This is a genomic window from Necropsobacter massiliensis, assembly GCF_000827595.2.
GTDB lineage: Bacteria > Pseudomonadota > Gammaproteobacteria > Enterobacterales > Pasteurellaceae > Necropsobacter > Necropsobacter massiliensis.
In genome coordinates this window covers 142,837-157,072 of record NZ_LN776186.1, presented here as the reverse complement: position 1 = coordinate 157,072, position 14,236 = coordinate 142,837, and the positions used below count along the sequence as shown (strand labels likewise).

The 14,236-nt window shown below is 48.4% G+C and carries 17 protein-coding genes, 2 tRNA genes and 1 pseudogene; 10 read left to right on the top strand and 10 right to left on the bottom strand.

The genetic code is table 11. The annotated features are described in order from the left end of the window. Positions 1 to 154: 154 nt before the first annotated feature. On the bottom strand, positions 155 to 493 hold the full coding sequence (locus BN3349_RS07810) for a YggL family protein (RefSeq protein ID WP_040976770.1): 339 nt from the start codon (positions 491 to 493) through the stop codon (positions 155 to 157). 19 nt (positions 494 to 512) lie between these two features. Beyond that, positions 513 to 1,262, bottom strand: a complete 750-nt coding sequence (trmB, locus tag BN3349_RS07805; protein ID WP_040976769.1) for a tRNA (guanosine(46)-N7)-methyltransferase TrmB — start codon at positions 1,260 to 1,262, stop codon at positions 513 to 515. A 164-nt stretch (positions 1,263 to 1,426) separates the two neighbouring features. On the opposite strand from trmB, the pseudogene mutY reads away from it, so the two are divergent. The 9 genes and pseudogenes from mutY to BN3349_RS07760 form a co-directional block, all read left to right on the top strand. Next, a pseudogene (gene mutY / locus BN3349_RS07800) lies at positions 1,427 to 2,561 on the top strand (A/G-specific adenine glycosylase); the annotation flags it as partial. Next, complete coding sequence (locus tag BN3349_RS07795) at positions 2,542 to 2,817, top strand: oxidative damage protection protein (protein WP_040976768.1); 276 nt, start codon at positions 2,542 to 2,544, stop codon at positions 2,815 to 2,817. The pseudogene mutY and the gene BN3349_RS07795, both read left to right, overlap by 20 nt. A gap of 3 nt (positions 2,818 to 2,820) precedes the next feature. After that, the gene (gene mltC / locus BN3349_RS07790) at positions 2,821 to 3,894 is read left to right on the top strand and encodes a membrane-bound lytic murein transglycosylase MltC (protein WP_040976767.1); all 1,074 of its coding nucleotides are present in this window, start codon (positions 2,821 to 2,823) and stop codon (positions 3,892 to 3,894) included. A gap of 186 nt (positions 3,895 to 4,080) precedes the next feature. Continuing rightward, positions 4,081 to 4,156 (top strand) — tRNA-Phe (locus BN3349_RS07785). A gap of 4 nt (positions 4,157 to 4,160) precedes the next feature. Next, positions 4,161 to 4,236, top strand: a tRNA-Asn gene (locus BN3349_RS07780). A gap of 61 nt (positions 4,237 to 4,297) precedes the next feature. Beyond that, complete coding sequence (locus BN3349_RS07775) at positions 4,298 to 4,732, top strand: PM0630 family protein (RefSeq protein WP_040976766.1); 435 nt, start codon at positions 4,298 to 4,300, stop codon at positions 4,730 to 4,732. Positions 4,733 to 4,934: 202 nt separating this feature from the next. Continuing rightward, positions 4,935 to 5,243: an iron donor protein CyaY gene (gene cyaY, locus BN3349_RS07770; protein ID WP_040976765.1), complete on the top strand. Its 309-nt coding sequence runs from the start codon at positions 4,935 to 4,937 to the stop codon at positions 5,241 to 5,243. Continuing rightward, positions 5,243 to 7,135: a DNA helicase RecQ gene (gene recQ, locus BN3349_RS07765; RefSeq protein ID WP_040976764.1), complete on the top strand. Its 1,893-nt coding sequence runs from the start codon at positions 5,243 to 5,245 to the stop codon at positions 7,133 to 7,135. Before cyaY ends, recQ begins: the two co-directional genes overlap by 1 nt. A gap of 66 nt (positions 7,136 to 7,201) precedes the next feature. Further along, positions 7,202 to 7,816 carry a glutathione S-transferase family protein gene (locus tag BN3349_RS07760; protein WP_040976763.1) on the top strand — a complete coding sequence of 205 codons (615 nt, stop codon included), beginning with the start codon at positions 7,202 to 7,204 and terminating at the stop codon, positions 7,814 to 7,816. A gap of 136 nt (positions 7,817 to 7,952) precedes the next feature. Here the strand turns inward: BN3349_RS07760 and purB are convergent, their stop codons facing one another. After that, positions 7,953 to 9,320, bottom strand: coding sequence for an adenylosuccinate lyase (gene purB, locus BN3349_RS07755; RefSeq protein ID WP_040976762.1), 1,368 nt, complete (start codon positions 9,318 to 9,320; stop codon positions 7,953 to 7,955). Between the two features lie 12 nt (positions 9,321 to 9,332). Then, positions 9,333 to 9,944: a high frequency lysogenization protein HflD gene (gene hflD, locus BN3349_RS07750; protein ID WP_040976761.1), complete on the bottom strand. Its 612-nt coding sequence runs from the start codon at positions 9,942 to 9,944 to the stop codon at positions 9,333 to 9,335. 134 nt (positions 9,945 to 10,078) lie between these two features. Here hflD and BN3349_RS07745 point away from each other — a divergent pair, with 134 nt between their 5' ends. Beyond that, complete coding sequence (locus tag BN3349_RS07745) at positions 10,079 to 10,489, top strand: copper chaperone PCu(A)C (protein WP_040976760.1); 411 nt, start codon at positions 10,079 to 10,081, stop codon at positions 10,487 to 10,489. On the opposite strand, the gene BN3349_RS07740 is transcribed toward BN3349_RS07745, so the two are convergent. From BN3349_RS07740 to BN3349_RS07715, 6 genes are all read right to left on the bottom strand, one after another. Further along, positions 10,486 to 10,911 carry a GNAT family N-acetyltransferase gene (locus BN3349_RS07740; RefSeq protein WP_032107909.1) on the bottom strand — a complete coding sequence of 142 codons (426 nt, stop codon included), beginning with the start codon at positions 10,909 to 10,911 and terminating at the stop codon, positions 10,486 to 10,488. The genes BN3349_RS07745 and BN3349_RS07740 overlap by 4 nt on opposite strands. Positions 10,912 to 10,983: 72 nt before the next feature. Further along, positions 10,984 to 12,135: a tRNA 2-thiouridine(34) synthase MnmA gene (mnmA, locus tag BN3349_RS07735; RefSeq protein WP_040976759.1), complete on the bottom strand. Its 1,152-nt coding sequence runs from the start codon at positions 12,133 to 12,135 to the stop codon at positions 10,984 to 10,986. Positions 12,136 to 12,190: 55 nt separating this feature from the next. Further along, positions 12,191 to 12,406 (bottom strand): tautomerase family protein, encoded by a 216-nt coding sequence (locus BN3349_RS07730; RefSeq protein WP_040976758.1) that lies wholly within the window; start codon positions 12,404 to 12,406, stop codon positions 12,191 to 12,193. Between the two features lie 19 nt (positions 12,407 to 12,425). Next, on the bottom strand, positions 12,426 to 12,674 hold the full coding sequence (gene nqrM / locus BN3349_RS07725; RefSeq protein ID WP_032107906.1) for a (Na+)-NQR maturation NqrM: 249 nt from the start codon (positions 12,672 to 12,674) through the stop codon (positions 12,426 to 12,428). Positions 12,675 to 12,677: 3 nt separating this feature from the next. Further along, on the bottom strand, positions 12,678 to 13,724 hold the full coding sequence (locus tag BN3349_RS07720) for an FAD:protein FMN transferase (protein ID WP_040976757.1): 1,047 nt from the start codon (positions 13,722 to 13,724) through the stop codon (positions 12,678 to 12,680). A 60-nt stretch (positions 13,725 to 13,784) separates the two neighbouring features. Next, entirely contained in the window at positions 13,785 to 14,138 is a 354-nt protein-coding gene (locus BN3349_RS07715) for a DUF488 domain-containing protein (RefSeq protein WP_040976756.1), read from the bottom strand. Positions 14,139 to 14,236 lie beyond the last annotated feature (98 nt).

Below are 14,236 nucleotides of genomic sequence, written 5' to 3'. Positions count from 1 at the left end.
TTTAGATAAAAGATTGCAATCGGTATCGACTATGACTGTCCAAAGTGTGTGTCCTCTTGTTACTAAATCGTGCCGAATGTTACGCCCGAAAGACTACTTCGTCAAGAATTTTACACAACAAAATCCCGCCTTTAAGACGGGATCGACAAAACACTTATTTAGCCGGATAATCCCACCAAATATCAAACAGTTCACTGATTTCAACCTGCTGCAATCCGTTATTTTGCAACCAGTTTTTCACCGTCTCACGGTGACTTTCGTCGCACTTGCCCAGTTTTTCCAGACAAACCAAACCTTCCCAGTGCAAATAGCCGCTGCCTTCGTATGCCAGACCGTGCGGGCGAATCACTTCGTTAATAAACCGATCCACCACTTCGTCAACCTGCTCAATTGGTGTATTTTCCGCGAACTGCCAGTTGACCAGAAAACCGAGCTCCTGAAACTCCGCCAAGTGCATTTTTTTACGTTGTCTTTGATTGCGTTTAATCGCCATATTATTCTCCTTTTGCAGATTAATCTTTAATAAAATACAAATCCCATACGCCGTGCCCCAAACGCTGACCACGTTGCTCGAATTTAGTCAGCGGACGAAAATCGGGGCGCGGAATATAATCACCGGTTACAGAAGTATTACGCAAACCGACCGCACTTTGCAACACCTCCAGCATTTGCTGAGCATAATTTTCCCAGTCAGTTGCCATATGGATAAATCCCTGCGGCGCCAGTTTGCACGTCAGGCTTTGCACAAAGTGCGGCTGGACAATGCGGCGTTTATGATGTTTGGCTTTATGCCAAGGGTCGGGGAAAAACAACTGCACCCCGCCGAGGCTGCCGTCGGCGATACAATCGCGCAGAATTTCCGTGGCATCATGACAAATCAGGCGCAAATTGCGCACCTGTTTTTCCACCGCATAGGCGATACAGGCGCCTACGCCCGGCGTATGCACTTCAATTCCCAGATAATTTTTATCCGGATTGTGCAGCGCCATGTCCACCAGTGATTTTCCCATGCCGAAGCCGATTTCCAAAATCACCGGATGATGATTGCCGTAAATGTGTTCAAAATCAAACGGCGCGTGCTGATGTTCCAACCCATAAAATGCCCAGTGCTGATTCATCATCGCCCGCTGAAAATCGCTCAGCCGCCCGGTACGCAGCACAAAACTGCGTACTTTACGTTTATAACGCCCGTCAGCAGTAAATTCCGCGGTTTCCACGGTTTTCCGTTTCTGATCGGCAAATGTTGTTTTCTGTTCTGTCATGCTTATCCGAATTACAATAAACGGCGCGCATTATGTCTACGCCGCAGTCGGCAGGGATTATAAGAGGTTTGCCGCAAAATGCAAAGTGCGGTATGTTTTTCGCGTGTTTTCGGCGGCGGGTTTATGCTAAAATCCCACCGTTTTTAACCGCACTTTTTGATTTTATGCAGGCACAATCAACCATTGACGCGCCTTTTGCCCGCGCAGTGTTGGCGTGGTATGACAAATTCGGGCGCAAACATTTACCTTGGCAACAGAACAAAACACTGTACGGTGTTTGGCTGTCGGAAGTGATGCTGCAACAAACCCAAGTCGCCACGGTGATCCCTTATTTTCAGCGTTTCATTGAACAATTTCCGAGCATAACTGCCCTTGCCGACGCGCCCTTGGACGAGGTGTTGCATTTATGGACCGGGCTGGGCTATTACGCCCGCGCCCGCAATTTACACAAAGCCGCACAGACCATACGCGATCAGTATCGGGGCGAATTTCCCACCGACTTTGCGCAGGTTCATGCCCTAAGCGGTATCGGGCGCAGCACCGCAGGGGCGATTTTGTCTTCCTGCTTAAATGCGCCTTATCCGATTCTAGACGGCAATGTCAAACGGGTGCTGTCGCGCTGTTTCGCCGTTGCCGGCTGGGCGGGAGAAAAAGCGGTGGAAAACCGTCTTTGGCAATTAAGCGCGCAGGTTACACCGGGCAAACGGGTGGCGGATTTTAATCAGGCGATGATGGATCTAGGCGCCATGGTCTGCACCCGCAGCAAACCAAAATGCACGCTCTGCCCGCTGGCAGCACACTGCCAGGCAAATGCACAGCGCAACTGGCACGATTATCCCGGCAAAAAGCCGAAAAAAACCCTGCCGGTGCGACACAGTTACTTTTTAATTCTGGAAAATCACGGCAAGGTCGCCCTGGAACAGCGACAACATAGCGGTATTTGGGGCGGCTTGTATTGTTTTCCACAATTCGACAGCAAAGCGACGCTGCTGGCTTATTTGGCGCGCCGACATATTGAGCATTATCGCGAATGGCCGGCGTTTCGCCATACGTTCAGTCATTTCCATCTGGATATTTATCCGATTTATGCTCAATTGCACCCGCGACCTTGTGATGACGTACGTACGGAATGGAAAAAAGTGGCGGAAATTACACCTGAATATGAATCTTCGGTACCAAGTGCGGTCAAATATTGGTATGATCCGCAAAATCCTGATCAAATCGGGCTGGCTACGCCGGTAAAAAATTTGTTACTTCAATTTGAGAAAGAGAAAGCATTATGGCAAGAACGGTATTCTGCGAATATTTAAAACAGCAGGCGGAGGGACTGGATTTCCAGCTCTACCCGGGCGATCTGGGCAAACGTATTTTTGATCACATCAGTAAACAGGCATGGGGCGAATGGATGAAAAAACAAACCATGCTGGTTAACGAAAAAAAACTTAATATGATGAATGCGCAACATCGCCAGCTGCTTGAGCAGGAAATGGTCAATTTTTTGTTTGAAGGCAAAGACGTTCACATTGAAGGCTATGTTCCACCATCCGAAAAATAATCTATGAAAAAATTCGTTATTATCGCGTTAATCCCGTTTCTGTTTGCGTGCGGCGGTTCGACGCACAAGGGCATTAATTATGATGAAGCCTTTGCCAAAGATACGCAGGGATTAGATATTCTCACCGGTCAATTTTCCTATAATATCGACCAAATCTGGGGCGTGAACGAACTGTTGGTGGCGAGCCGTAAAGATTACGTTAAATACACGGACAGTTATTATACCCGCAGCCACGTCAGCTTTGACGAGGGGATTATCACCGTGGAAACCCACAGCGACATCAATCGGCTGCATAACGCCATTGTCCACACCCTGCTGATGGGCTCCGACGCCAAAGGTATCGATATGTTCGCCTCCGGCGATGTGCCGATCAGCTCACGACCGTTTTTGGTCGGTCAGGTCGTGGATCATCTTGGTGGTTCGATCAACAACACTATTGTTGCTGGCAATTTTGCCACCTATCTGATCCAAAACAAGTTGCAGGTTCGCCGTTTAAGCAACGGTAAAACCGTGCAGTTTGTGGTGATTCCGATGATTGCCAACCACGTTGAAGTGCGTGCACAGAAATATGTGCCGTTGGTGCGTAAAGCGGCGCGTCGTTACAATCTGGACGAAAGCCTGATTTTAGGCATTATGCAAACCGAATCCAGCTTTAACCCGTATGCGATAAGCTACGCCAATGCCATCGGTCTGATGCAGGTGGTGCCGCATACCGCGGGACGCGATGTATTCCAAATGAAAGGACGCGGCGGACAGCCGTCAAGAAATTACCTGTTCGATCCGGAAAAAAATATTGACGCTGGCGCATCTTATCTGTGGTTGCTACAAAATAAATATCTGGACGGCATTAGCAACCCGACTTCCAAACGGTTTGCTATGATTTCTGCCTATAACAGCGGTGCCGGCGCAGTATTGCGCGTCTTTGACGAAGATCGCGATATGGCGATTGATAAAATCAATCAACTGTATCCGGAACAGGTCTATCGCATTTTGACCTCCAGCCATCCCTCTTCACAGGCAAGAAATTATCTGATGAAAGTCGATAAGGCGCAAAAAAGCTATCGCGTCAGACGCTAAAGCGTGGCATTTAAATGAAGATAAGAGCGGGCCGACAAGCGCGCTCTTATTTTTTAAACCGAATCCGATTTATTTCTATCCTTTTCGTTTGTTAAATGTTCAAACGGGCGGGAAAATAAAAAAATTCTTAAATTAAAGGTTGACTTAACTGCGAAAAAAACGTTTAATACGCACCACTGATGAGTTGCCTCGATAGCTCAGTCGGTAGAGCAGGGGATTGAAAATCCCCGTGTCGGTGGTTCGATTCCGCCTCGAGGCACCACTTTTCCTCCTTAGTTCAGTCGGTAGAACGGCGGACTGTTAATCCGTATGTCGCTGGTTCAAGTCCAGCAGGAGGAGCCAAATTCTGAAAGCCGTTAATGCAAATTAACGGCTTTTTTCATGTTCTTACGGAGTAGCCACGATGTTGAAAAAAACTGCATTAATTCTGACCGCACTTTTTCTGTCCGGCAGCACATTTGCCGCCGACCCGACTTTCACCTTCGGCGCGAAAAAAGCCGATTCGGTAAACGGTCCTTGGTTAAGCGACGGACGTGTCTATGCTAAAAACAATAACAACCGTCAGTTCTGCTGGGAATTAAAACAGCTGCCGGAAACCGCACAGCCGATGAAATTTACTCTCATCATCACCTCACCGGACAAAGCCACCTTCCATTTCAACACTGCCACCAGTGCAGATAACACCCGACATGAATTTGCTTTTTCCGCCGTACCGGACAACGGTCGCATCATTAACTGCTGGAAATTCGATCACTCCGACCCCATCGGCGAATACAGCCTGAAACTGCTTAGCGACACGGCAGAATATCCGCTGCAACGCTTTGAACTCAAACCATAACACCAAGGCGCGCAGTTTGCCGATAATTATCGATTCCGTTTATTTCATCAGGGCTTTAAAGACACATTAAAGCCCCTTTAATATGTCTTCTGCCGTTTTCAATAATCCGCTCGTGGTCGAAACCCAGTCGCGCTTTTCTATTTGTACTGACTCGGGAAAATATCTATAATCTAGCCCTATGACAACACAACAGGACAACATAATGAACGTAGCGGAATATCATCAAAACATCGAACAAATCTGGTTAAAAATTGAAGACGAGCTAGAAAAACAGGATTGTGACGCCGATTGCGACACCCAAGGCTCTGTGTTTACCATTACTTTCGCCGACCGCAGCCAAGTGGTCGTCAATAAACAGGAACCGCTGCTTGAACTATGGCTTGCCAGCAAAGCCGGCGGCTTTCATTTCACCTTCAAAAACAATCAATGGATTAGCGCCGACGGGCAATTATTCTGGCAATGTCTGGAGCAGGCATGCCGCGCGCACGGAGAACAAGTGAGCTTCGCCTAATGAACAATCCGGCGCCAGAACCGGTCGAAAGTGCGGTGCATTTTACTCAAGATTCCGCACCAAGCGACACCGCATTGAATATACTGCGCTCGGTTTTCGGTTATCAATCTTTCCGTCAGGGACAGCAAGCAATCATCAACGCCGCCTTGGCGCGGCGTGACAGTTTGGTCATTATGGCGACCGGCAACGGCAAATCGCTGTGCTATCAAATTCCCGCGCTGTATTTTGCCGGACTCACCTTAGTGATCTCGCCGCTGATTTCGTTAATGAAAGATCAGGTGGATCAACTGGCGGCAAACGGTATTCAGGCCGATTATCTGAACTCAAGCCAAACCTTTGAGCAGCAACAACAAGTGCAGCACAAAGCCATGTCCGGGCAGCTGAAACTGCTGTATATTTCACCGGAAAAAGCCATGACCAACAGCTTTTTTCATTTCATTTCTCATTGCAAAGTCAGTTTTATCGCCATCGACGAAGCCCACTGTATTTCCCAATGGGGGCATGATTTTCGTCCGGAATATACCCGACTCGGCGGTTTGAAAAGCTGTTTTCCGCAAGCGCCGATTATGGCGCTGACCGCCACCGCCGATCAAACCACTCGGCAAGATATTCTACAGCATCTGAATTTGCAGGATCCGTATATTTATATCGGCAGTTTTGATCGCCCGAATATTCGTTATACGCTAGTGGAAAAATTCAAACCCATGGAACAGCTGTGCCGCTTTGTGCTGGGGCAAAAAGGCAAAAGCGGCATTATTTACTGCAACAGCCGCAATAAAGTGGAGCGCATCGCAGAAAGCCTGCGCAAACGTGGTGTGGCGGCGGACGCCTATCATGCTGGTCTGTCGAGTGAACAGCGTGAACGGGTGCAACACGCATTTCAGCGCGATAATATTCAGGTGGTGGTCGCTACCATCGCTTTCGGTATGGGCATTAATAAATCCAATGTCCGTTTTGTCGCACATTTTGATTTGCCGCGCAGTATTGAAGCCTATTATCAGGAAACCGGTCGAGCTGGACGCGACGATTTAGCGGCAGAAGCCGTGCTGTTCTATGAGCCAGCCGATTACGCTTGGCTGCAAAAAATGCTACTGGAAAAACCAGAAAGTCCACAGCGCCAGATAGAACAGCATAAACTGGAAGCTATCGGCGAATTTGCCGAAAGTCAAACCTGCCGCCGGCTGGTGTTGCTTAATTATTTCGGCGAACGGCGCCAAACACCCTGCAATAACTGCGATATTTGTCTCGATCCGCCGAAAAAATACGACGGTCTGCTGGACGCGCAAAAGGTCATGTCCGCGATTTATCGTGTTGGGCAGCGTTTCGGCAGCCATTATGTCATCGGTGTGCTACGCGGATTACAAAACCAGAAAATTAAAGATAACGCTCATGACCAACTCAGCGTGTACGGTATCGGCAAGGAACATAGTCAAGAATACTGGCAGTCGGTTATTCGTCAGTTAATTCATTTGGGATTAGTGCAGCAGGTGATTGATCAATTCAGCAGCAGTCTGCGCCTGACCGAAAGTGCGAAGCCGGTGCTGCGTGGTGAACAGCCGCTGCAACTGGCAATGCCGCGCGGTTCATCGGTCATCAACGCACAGGCACCGCTGAAAAGCGTGTTGCCAAATTACGATAAAGATCTGTTTGCGCGCCTGCGTTTTCTGCGCAAGCAAATTGCCGACAAGGAAAATATCCCGCCGTATATTGTCTTTAATGACGCCACATTACAGGAAATGGCGCAATATCAGCCGACCACCAGCCACGAAATGCTACAGATCAACGGTGTCGGGGCAATTAAGTTGGAACGCTTCGCACAGCCGTTTATCAGCATCATCCGAGAACACCGCTCAACTATGCAACGCAATAAAAACCCGCTGCAATTGCGTTAACTCTTCCCGTTGCCGAAATTCTTGCTAAAATGACCGCACTTATTCGTTACACAGGAGAAAGATGCTATGAAACTGTATTATTTGCCGGGCGCCTGCTCGTTCGTGCCGCACACTGCGCTGGAATGGATCGGACAACCGTATCAGGCGCAAGCCGTTTCGCGCGATATGCTGAAATCCGCAGAATACCTTGCGCTTAATCCGTTAGGCAGCGTGCCGGTATTGGAAGACGGTGAGCTCGTGCTGTCGCAGAATATCGCGATTTTGTCTTATTTGGATGATGTATATCCCGATGCCCGCCTGTTCGGCAGCAAAACCGTGCGCGATAAAGCCAAGGCGATGCGCTGGCTGGCTTTTTTTAACGCCGATGTACACAAAGCCTTTGTCCCGCTGTTTCGCCTGCCGAACTATGCAGATGCCAACGATGCACTCGGCGCTGCCGTCCGGCGTGATGCAATCCAGAAAATACTAGCGTATCTGAGCGTCGCCCATCATCATCTGGAAAGCCATATTTTCTTTGGCGAACAAATTTCTGTCGCCGATATATATTGCTATGTCATGCTGAACTGGTGCGGCAAACTGGGTATTGATATCAGCGCATTCAATCAATTCAAAGCCTTTATTGCGCGGGTCGAAGCGGATAACGGCGTGCAAAATGTCAGAAAGCAGGAAGGATTAGCCTGATTGAGCGGCGTTTTCGCCGATTACCCATAAACAAAAGACATTGCGCCTGACGCGCAATGTCTGTATTAGCCGTTTTCGCATTATACCTTCACCGAAAACCGGATTACATATGCACCGAAAAGTGCGGTGTATTTTTTTACAGTTTTTCCACCAATTCCACCGCGGCACCGATATAAGTGGCGGGGGTAAGCTGTTGCAGACGGGCTTTTTCTTGTGCCGGAATATCCAGCTTCTCGATAAAGTCGTGCATCGCCTGTTCGTCCACCCGTTTGCCGCGGGTAAGTTCTTTCAGTTTTTCATACGGTTTTTCAATGCCGTAGCGGCGCATTACGGTTTGGATCGGCTCTGCCAGCACTTCCCAGTTTTGGTTCAACTCATCACGCAGATGCTGTTCATTCACTTCCAGTTTGCTGATCCCTTTACAGGTCGCAGCATAGGCAATCAGACAATAACCTAAACCGACACCGAGATTACGCAGCACGGTGGAATCGGTAAGATCGCGCTGCCAGCGGGAAACCGGCAGTTTTGTCCCTAAATGCGCCATTACCGCATTCGCCAGACCGAGGTTGCCTTCCGAGTTTTCAAAATCAATCGGATTGACCTTATGCGGCATGGTGGAAGAGCCGATTTCGCCAGCGACAGTGCGCTGTTTAAAGTGATTCAGCGCAATATAGCCCCATAAATCGCGGTCAAAATCAATGATAATGGTATTAAAACGCGCCACCGTATCAAAAAATTCGGCGATATAATCGTGTGGCTCGATCTGTGTGGTGTACGGGTTCCACGTCAGCCCCAACGACGTGACAAAGGCTTCACTGAATGCGTGCCAGTCAATTTCCGGATAAGCAGACAAATGGGCGTTATAATTGCCGACCGCACCGTTAATTTTACCCAGTATATCCACTTGTTGCAGTTGTCTGTACTGGCGTTTTAAGCGATATGCCACATTCGCCATTTCTTTACCGACGGTGGACGGCGATGCCGGCTGACCGTGGGTGCGGGATAATAACGGAATGCTTTTATACGCCTGTGCCAAACGGCTGATTTCGTCAATCAGGGTTTGCCATTGTGGCAAAATTACGTCTTCGCGTGCGGTTTTCAGCATTAAGGCGTGCGACAAGTTGTTAATGTCTTCTGAGGTGCAGGCAAAGTGGATAAATTCACTGACGGCAGCCAGCTCCGGCAGCGCCGCACTTTTCTCTTTCAGGAAATATTCCACCGCTTTCACATCGTGATTGGTGGTACGCTCGATTTCTTTAATCCGCTGCGCATCCTGCAAACTGAAATTTTCCACGATATCGTTAAGGTAATCGTTTGCTTGTGCGGACAACGAAGGCACTTCCTGAATCTGTGCAGTGGCAGCCAGTTTTTGCAACCAGCGAACTTCAACGGTAACACGGAATTTTAACAGCCCGAACTCGCTGAAAATGCCGCGCAGCGCGCCGGCTTTATCCTGATAACGCCCGTCGATAGGGGAAAGTGCGGTTAATGCGTTGAGTTGCATAGAAATTTGCTCCTAGAGAGATGAATAAAGTTGTTGTGCCATCGCGGCGATTTTACGGCGTGAAAAGAGAATCTGCCATTTACTGCCGCCGACCTGACGCCATAATACGGCAGAGCGAATGCCCGCTAACAGGCAAGCGCGGATTCGATTATGCATCGGCAGCTGCTGTAAATACTGCGGTGCGCCTTTCACTTGAATTTTGTTGCCCAACGGGCTGATTACATCGACATAAATGCTGGCGATAGTGGACAGCATCTGTTCGTCAAACAAATCATAATGCTGTAGTTGGGTCGGCAAATACTGAATTCGACGCGCCAATTCGGCTTTTGCCTGCGGATTCTTATGCAGCTTGCCCTCTAACGCCAGTAAACTCAGCCAATAACGGTTCAGTTCCGGCTCACTGCCGTTCAGCTGTTCCATTAAAACCTGCAACCCCAATGTCAAATGACGTTCGTGCCCACCGTAAATCGCCAGAATATTTTCCGGAGCGGTTTGCAGCAAAGTAGACAGCGAAGTATGAAACGCCTCCTGATCCGCTTGTCCGTGCAGGGCGAACTGCTGAACCAGTTTGGCGGACTGACAAACGCCGGCAAGGGCTAAGGTGATGTCGTAGTAATTAGCCATAGGAATCGTAATAACTCGTTGTAATCAAAAGCAAGCCGAAAAATGTGAGCAATATAGCATTTTTCCGCGGTGTTTTAAAGGTTATCCCAAATGCTGTTATAATAACGCCGCGTTAATCATAGAGGATAAAAACCATGAAATTCTTCACTAAAACCCTGCTGATTTTGACCGCACTTTTGCCCTTGAGCGCGTTCGCCGATATTATTGCGGAGCAGCCCGTAGTGTTTGCCACCGCAAAAGCCGGCGAGCCAAGCGCGGTGTTTATGCGCCTGACAAATACCGCCGACCAACCGGTTAATCTGGCGCTGGCGGAAAGTGCGCTGCCATCCCGTTTGGAATTACACGGCATGCAAAATGGTAAAATGCTGACGCTGGCAGGCATTGAAATTCCGCCGCACAGCAGTGTCGAATTAAAACGCGGCGGGCTGCATATTATGGTGTTCGATTCGGCGCAGGCATTGACGCCAGACAGCGAATTTCCGCTAACGCTATTTTTCGATAACGGGGAAACCCTGCCGCTACGCGCGAAAGTCATTGCTCACTAGAGCAGGCTTTTGGAAAAATAATTAAACCGGTTATGCAGCGTCCAGCCGGCTTTTTGCCAGAACACCGCTGCCGCTTCATTGGACTTAAACGCCAGCAAGCGACCTTTGGTGATATGTTTAGCTTTCAGCACATTTTCCACTGTTTCCAGCAGCGCGGTGGCAATGCCTTGCCCGCGATACGCCGTCGCCACCGCAGCATGATAAATGGTGGCGCGGCGTCCGTCGAATCCGCACATCACTACGCCTACCACCTTGCCGTCTGCTTCGGCAATATAATTCAGATCGGGATTAAAATCTAAAAAGGCGGCGATTGCCGTCGGATTGTCGTCCACTGCATGCAGATCCATGCCTTCAATACTGTTCCATAACGCATAAACCTGCTGATAATGAGAAGCGAGCATCGGTTTAATAATAACGTTCATATTTCCTCGTTGAGTAGAAAAGTAGAAAAAGTGCGGTCTTTTTCACCGCACTTTGGTCGAATAGTCAATACATTATTTGATTTGCCGTTCTATCACGCCGCCGCCAAGGCAAACTTCGTCTTGGTAAAATACGGCGGATTGCCCTGGTGTGACGGCAATTTGCGGCTGATCGAAACGGACTTCGATACAATCGTCCGCCAGTGGAATAACTGTGCAGGCAATATCCGTCTGACGATAGCGGGTTTTCACCGTACAGCGCAACGGTTGGCTCAAAGGACGGCGATCCACCCAATGCAATTGTTGAGCAATTAATCCGCTGGCAAGCAGGGCGGCATTATCCAGCCCCTGAGCCACCACTAACACGTTATTTTGCAGATCTTTTTCCACCACATACCACGCGTTTTCATCTTTGCCTTTAATGCCGCCGATGCCGAGCCCCTTACGCTGCCCAAGGGTGTGATACATCAAACCGTCATGACGGCCAATAATTTCGCCCTCAGTGGTTTTAATCTCGCCCGGTTGTGCCGGCAGAAAACGCGCCAGAAAATCTTTAAATTTACGCTCACCGATAAAACAAATGCCAGTAGAATCTTTCTTCTTCGCGGTAACCAGCCCCAGCTCTTCGGCAATGGCGCGCACTATCGGTTTTTCAATGTCGCCGACCGGAAACAGACTTTGCGCCACCTGACGATGACTTAGGGTATAGAGAAAATAGCTCTGATCCTTATTATTGTCCAAACCGCGCAGCAATTGCGTCTGCCCGTTGACATCGCGCCGGCGCACATAATGTCCGGTAGCGATATAATCGGCGCCCAGATCTTCTGCGGCATAATCCAGAAAGGCTTTGAATTTGATTTCTTTGTTGCACAAAATATCCGGATTTGGGGTGCGGCCGGCTTTATATTCCGCCAGAAAATGTTCAAATACGTTGTCCCAGTATTCGGCGGCAAAATTAATTTTATGCAGACGAATGCCCAGCTTATCGCACACTGCCTGCGCATCGGTTAAATCTGCCGCGGCGGTGCAATAATCAGTGTCGTCGTCTTCTTCCCAATTTTTCATAAACAGGCCTTCAACCTGATAGCCCTGCTGCTGCAAAATGAAAGCGGAGACGGAAGAATCCACTCCGCCCGACATGCCGACAATCACTTTTTTGCGGCTGTTATCGGCAACCTGCGCCGCGCTCAATATCGGCGAATGCTGTCGGTAAGTTTCTGATTTCATGATATTCTCCGGCACAAAAGTGCGGTCGTTTTTGATAAAGTTTTGCGGTTCGGTTTCATTCGGATGATTTTGCCTGACGCCGCCGGCTGACAGTTTCGCCGCCAATGCCCCAGTTATCCATATCCACTTCATCGATAACTACCACCGTGGTTTCCGGATTTTTACCCAATACCCGCTGTAGCAGATCGGTTATCCCGCGGATAAGCTCGGCTTTCTGTTGCGCGTTCGGCGCTTCTTCGCCGCCGGTCACTTTGATATTCACGTAAGGCATAATGCACTGCTCCGAAAAATTATTTTACTTCGTAAAACTGTGTTTGATTTTTATTAAAGCGCGCTAACTCTGCCGGATCCGCTTCACCTTTCGCTACTTTCTCTTTCAGATTATCGCAAGGTTCTTCACAGTCGCAGACTTTTTTTAGCCCGAGGCTGGAAATACCGCCACAGCTGCCAGCGATGGATTTTTTCTTTACGATATAGCCTAATGACATCCCGAGAATGACCAGAATAAATAGCCCGAACGTGATTAAAAATAATTGCATAAGTTATTCCTTGTTATTGATCAGTTTTTCAAATGCGGAAGACATTTTGGTGCTGAAGCCGTCTCCCGTTTTAATAATCAGATACACTGGCAAATCGTATTGTTCCGCCACTTGTAGCGCTTTATCCTCACCTAATACGAACAAACCGGTGGATAATCCGTCGGCGCTCATTGACGATGGGTTCAACACCGTAATTGAGGCAAGGTGGTGCTGAATCGGGTAACCGCTTTTCGGATCAATTTCGTGTGAAAAACGTGTGCCGTTCTCTTCAAAATAATTACGGTAATCGCCCGATGTCGCCATTGCCAAATTACCCAGTCCGATCACCTGTTCCACCGCTCTTGAGCCGTCAAAAGTCGGTTTTTCAATGGCGATTTGCCATGGTTTTCCTTCAATATTGCGCCCCTTGGCACGTACTTCGCCACCGATTTCTACCAAATAATTATCGATGCCGATATGTTCAATATATTGCGCGACCTTATCGACACCAAAGCCTTTGGCAATGGAAGAAAGATCAACATAGAGTTCGGGAACGGTTTTTTCAAGATAAAAATGCCCGTCCTTTTCTATTAATTTCAGCTTTTCAATGCCGACCCATGCCTGCCGCTGCGCCAATTGCTGCGTACTCGGTTGTTTTTCAACCCGTTTTTCCGGACCGAATCCCCATAAATTCACCAACGGTCCAACGGTAATATCCAGCGCGCCCTCGGTGATACGATTTAAACGCAGCGCTTCTTTGATAACCGTAGCCAAATCAGCTGAAATTTCAACCGGCGTGTCTGTTTGCCGATACTGATTAAAGCGACTGAGCTCCGAACTCGGAATATAGGTGGACATTTTGTCATTCACGTCTTTTAAAATCGCTTCGATCTGCTCGTGGGTCTGTTCGACCGGCTGGGTCGCATCATCATCGTTGATATATTTAATATGATAGGTGGTACCCATGGTTTTGCCGCTCAGGCTGATAATCTCCGGCGCTTTCTTGCAGGCGCTCAAGCTCAAAGTGAATACCAGCGCGCAAAACCAGATAACAAGTTGTTTTCTTTTCATAATGTCGAAATGCCTGAATATCTCATTGCAAAATAGAAATACCTGTGGCATTAAAATGGATTATTTGTTTAATTCTTCCAGCAACACCGGAATGTGACTTTTTTGCGGATTTTTCACCGCACTTAGCAACAACACATTATGATGCTGCTGCGCTAACGCTTTTAACTGCGCCAATCCCTGCTGTTGTTCGGTTCCAAGCAACTCCTGACGATATTGCACTTTGAACAGGTCAAAATTGGCGTCCGGATCCTGATGAAACCATTTGCGCAAGGCATTGGACGGCGTAACGGATTTCAGCCATAAACAATGCTGAAACAACGCCTTACGCACGCCGCGCGGATAAAGCCGGTCAACGAACACCGCACATTGATTTTCCTGCGGGACGAAATCATAAATACGCTGGACACTGAACATAATTTTCTCCTTATCCTATTTATCGGTTAAATACCGGTTGCAATACAAGAAAGGATTTAGCGTTTTGCCTGCCGAATAATGGTTAAAGCGGTCAGATT

Bases quoted from the DNA above. Each gene is read 5' to 3' on its own strand.
- BN3349_RS07810 (WP_040976770.1), bottom strand. From the start codon at position 493: ATGGCGATTAAACGCAATCAAAGACAACGTAAAAAAATGCACTTGGCG.
- trmB (WP_040976769.1), bottom strand. From the start codon at position 1,262: ATGACAGAACAGAAAACAACATTTGCCGATCAGAAACGGAAAACCGTG.
- BN3349_RS07795 (WP_040976768.1), top strand. From the start codon at position 2,542: ATGGCAAGAACGGTATTCTGCGAATATTTAAAACAGCAGGCGGAGGGA.
- mltC (WP_040976767.1), top strand. From the start codon at position 2,821: ATGAAAAAATTCGTTATTATCGCGTTAATCCCGTTTCTGTTTGCGTGC.
- BN3349_RS07775 (WP_040976766.1), top strand. From the start codon at position 4,298: ATGTTGAAAAAAACTGCATTAATTCTGACCGCACTTTTTCTGTCCGGC.
- cyaY (WP_040976765.1), top strand. From the start codon at position 4,935: ATGAACGTAGCGGAATATCATCAAAACATCGAACAAATCTGGTTAAAA.
- recQ (WP_040976764.1), top strand. From the start codon at position 5,243: ATGAACAATCCGGCGCCAGAACCGGTCGAAAGTGCGGTGCATTTTACT.
- BN3349_RS07760 (WP_040976763.1), top strand. From the start codon at position 7,202: ATGAAACTGTATTATTTGCCGGGCGCCTGCTCGTTCGTGCCGCACACT.
- purB (WP_040976762.1), bottom strand. From the start codon at position 9,320: ATGCAACTCAACGCATTAACCGCACTTTCCCCTATCGACGGGCGTTAT.
- hflD (WP_040976761.1), bottom strand. From the start codon at position 9,944: ATGGCTAATTACTACGACATCACCTTAGCCCTTGCCGGCGTTTGTCAG.
- BN3349_RS07745 (WP_040976760.1), top strand. From the start codon at position 10,079: ATGAAATTCTTCACTAAAACCCTGCTGATTTTGACCGCACTTTTGCCC.
- BN3349_RS07740 (WP_032107909.1), bottom strand. From the start codon at position 10,911: ATGAACGTTATTATTAAACCGATGCTCGCTTCTCATTATCAGCAGGTT.
- mnmA (WP_040976759.1), bottom strand. From the start codon at position 12,135: ATGAAATCAGAAACTTACCGACAGCATTCGCCGATATTGAGCGCGGCG.
- BN3349_RS07730 (WP_040976758.1), bottom strand. From the start codon at position 12,406: ATGCCTTACGTGAATATCAAAGTGACCGGCGGCGAAGAAGCGCCGAAC.
- nqrM (WP_032107906.1), bottom strand. From the start codon at position 12,674: ATGCAATTATTTTTAATCACGTTCGGGCTATTTATTCTGGTCATTCTC.
- BN3349_RS07720 (WP_040976757.1), bottom strand. From the start codon at position 13,724: ATGAAAAGAAAACAACTTGTTATCTGGTTTTGCGCGCTGGTATTCACT.
- BN3349_RS07715 (WP_040976756.1), bottom strand. From the start codon at position 14,138: ATGTTCAGTGTCCAGCGTATTTATGATTTCGTCCCGCAGGAAAATCAA.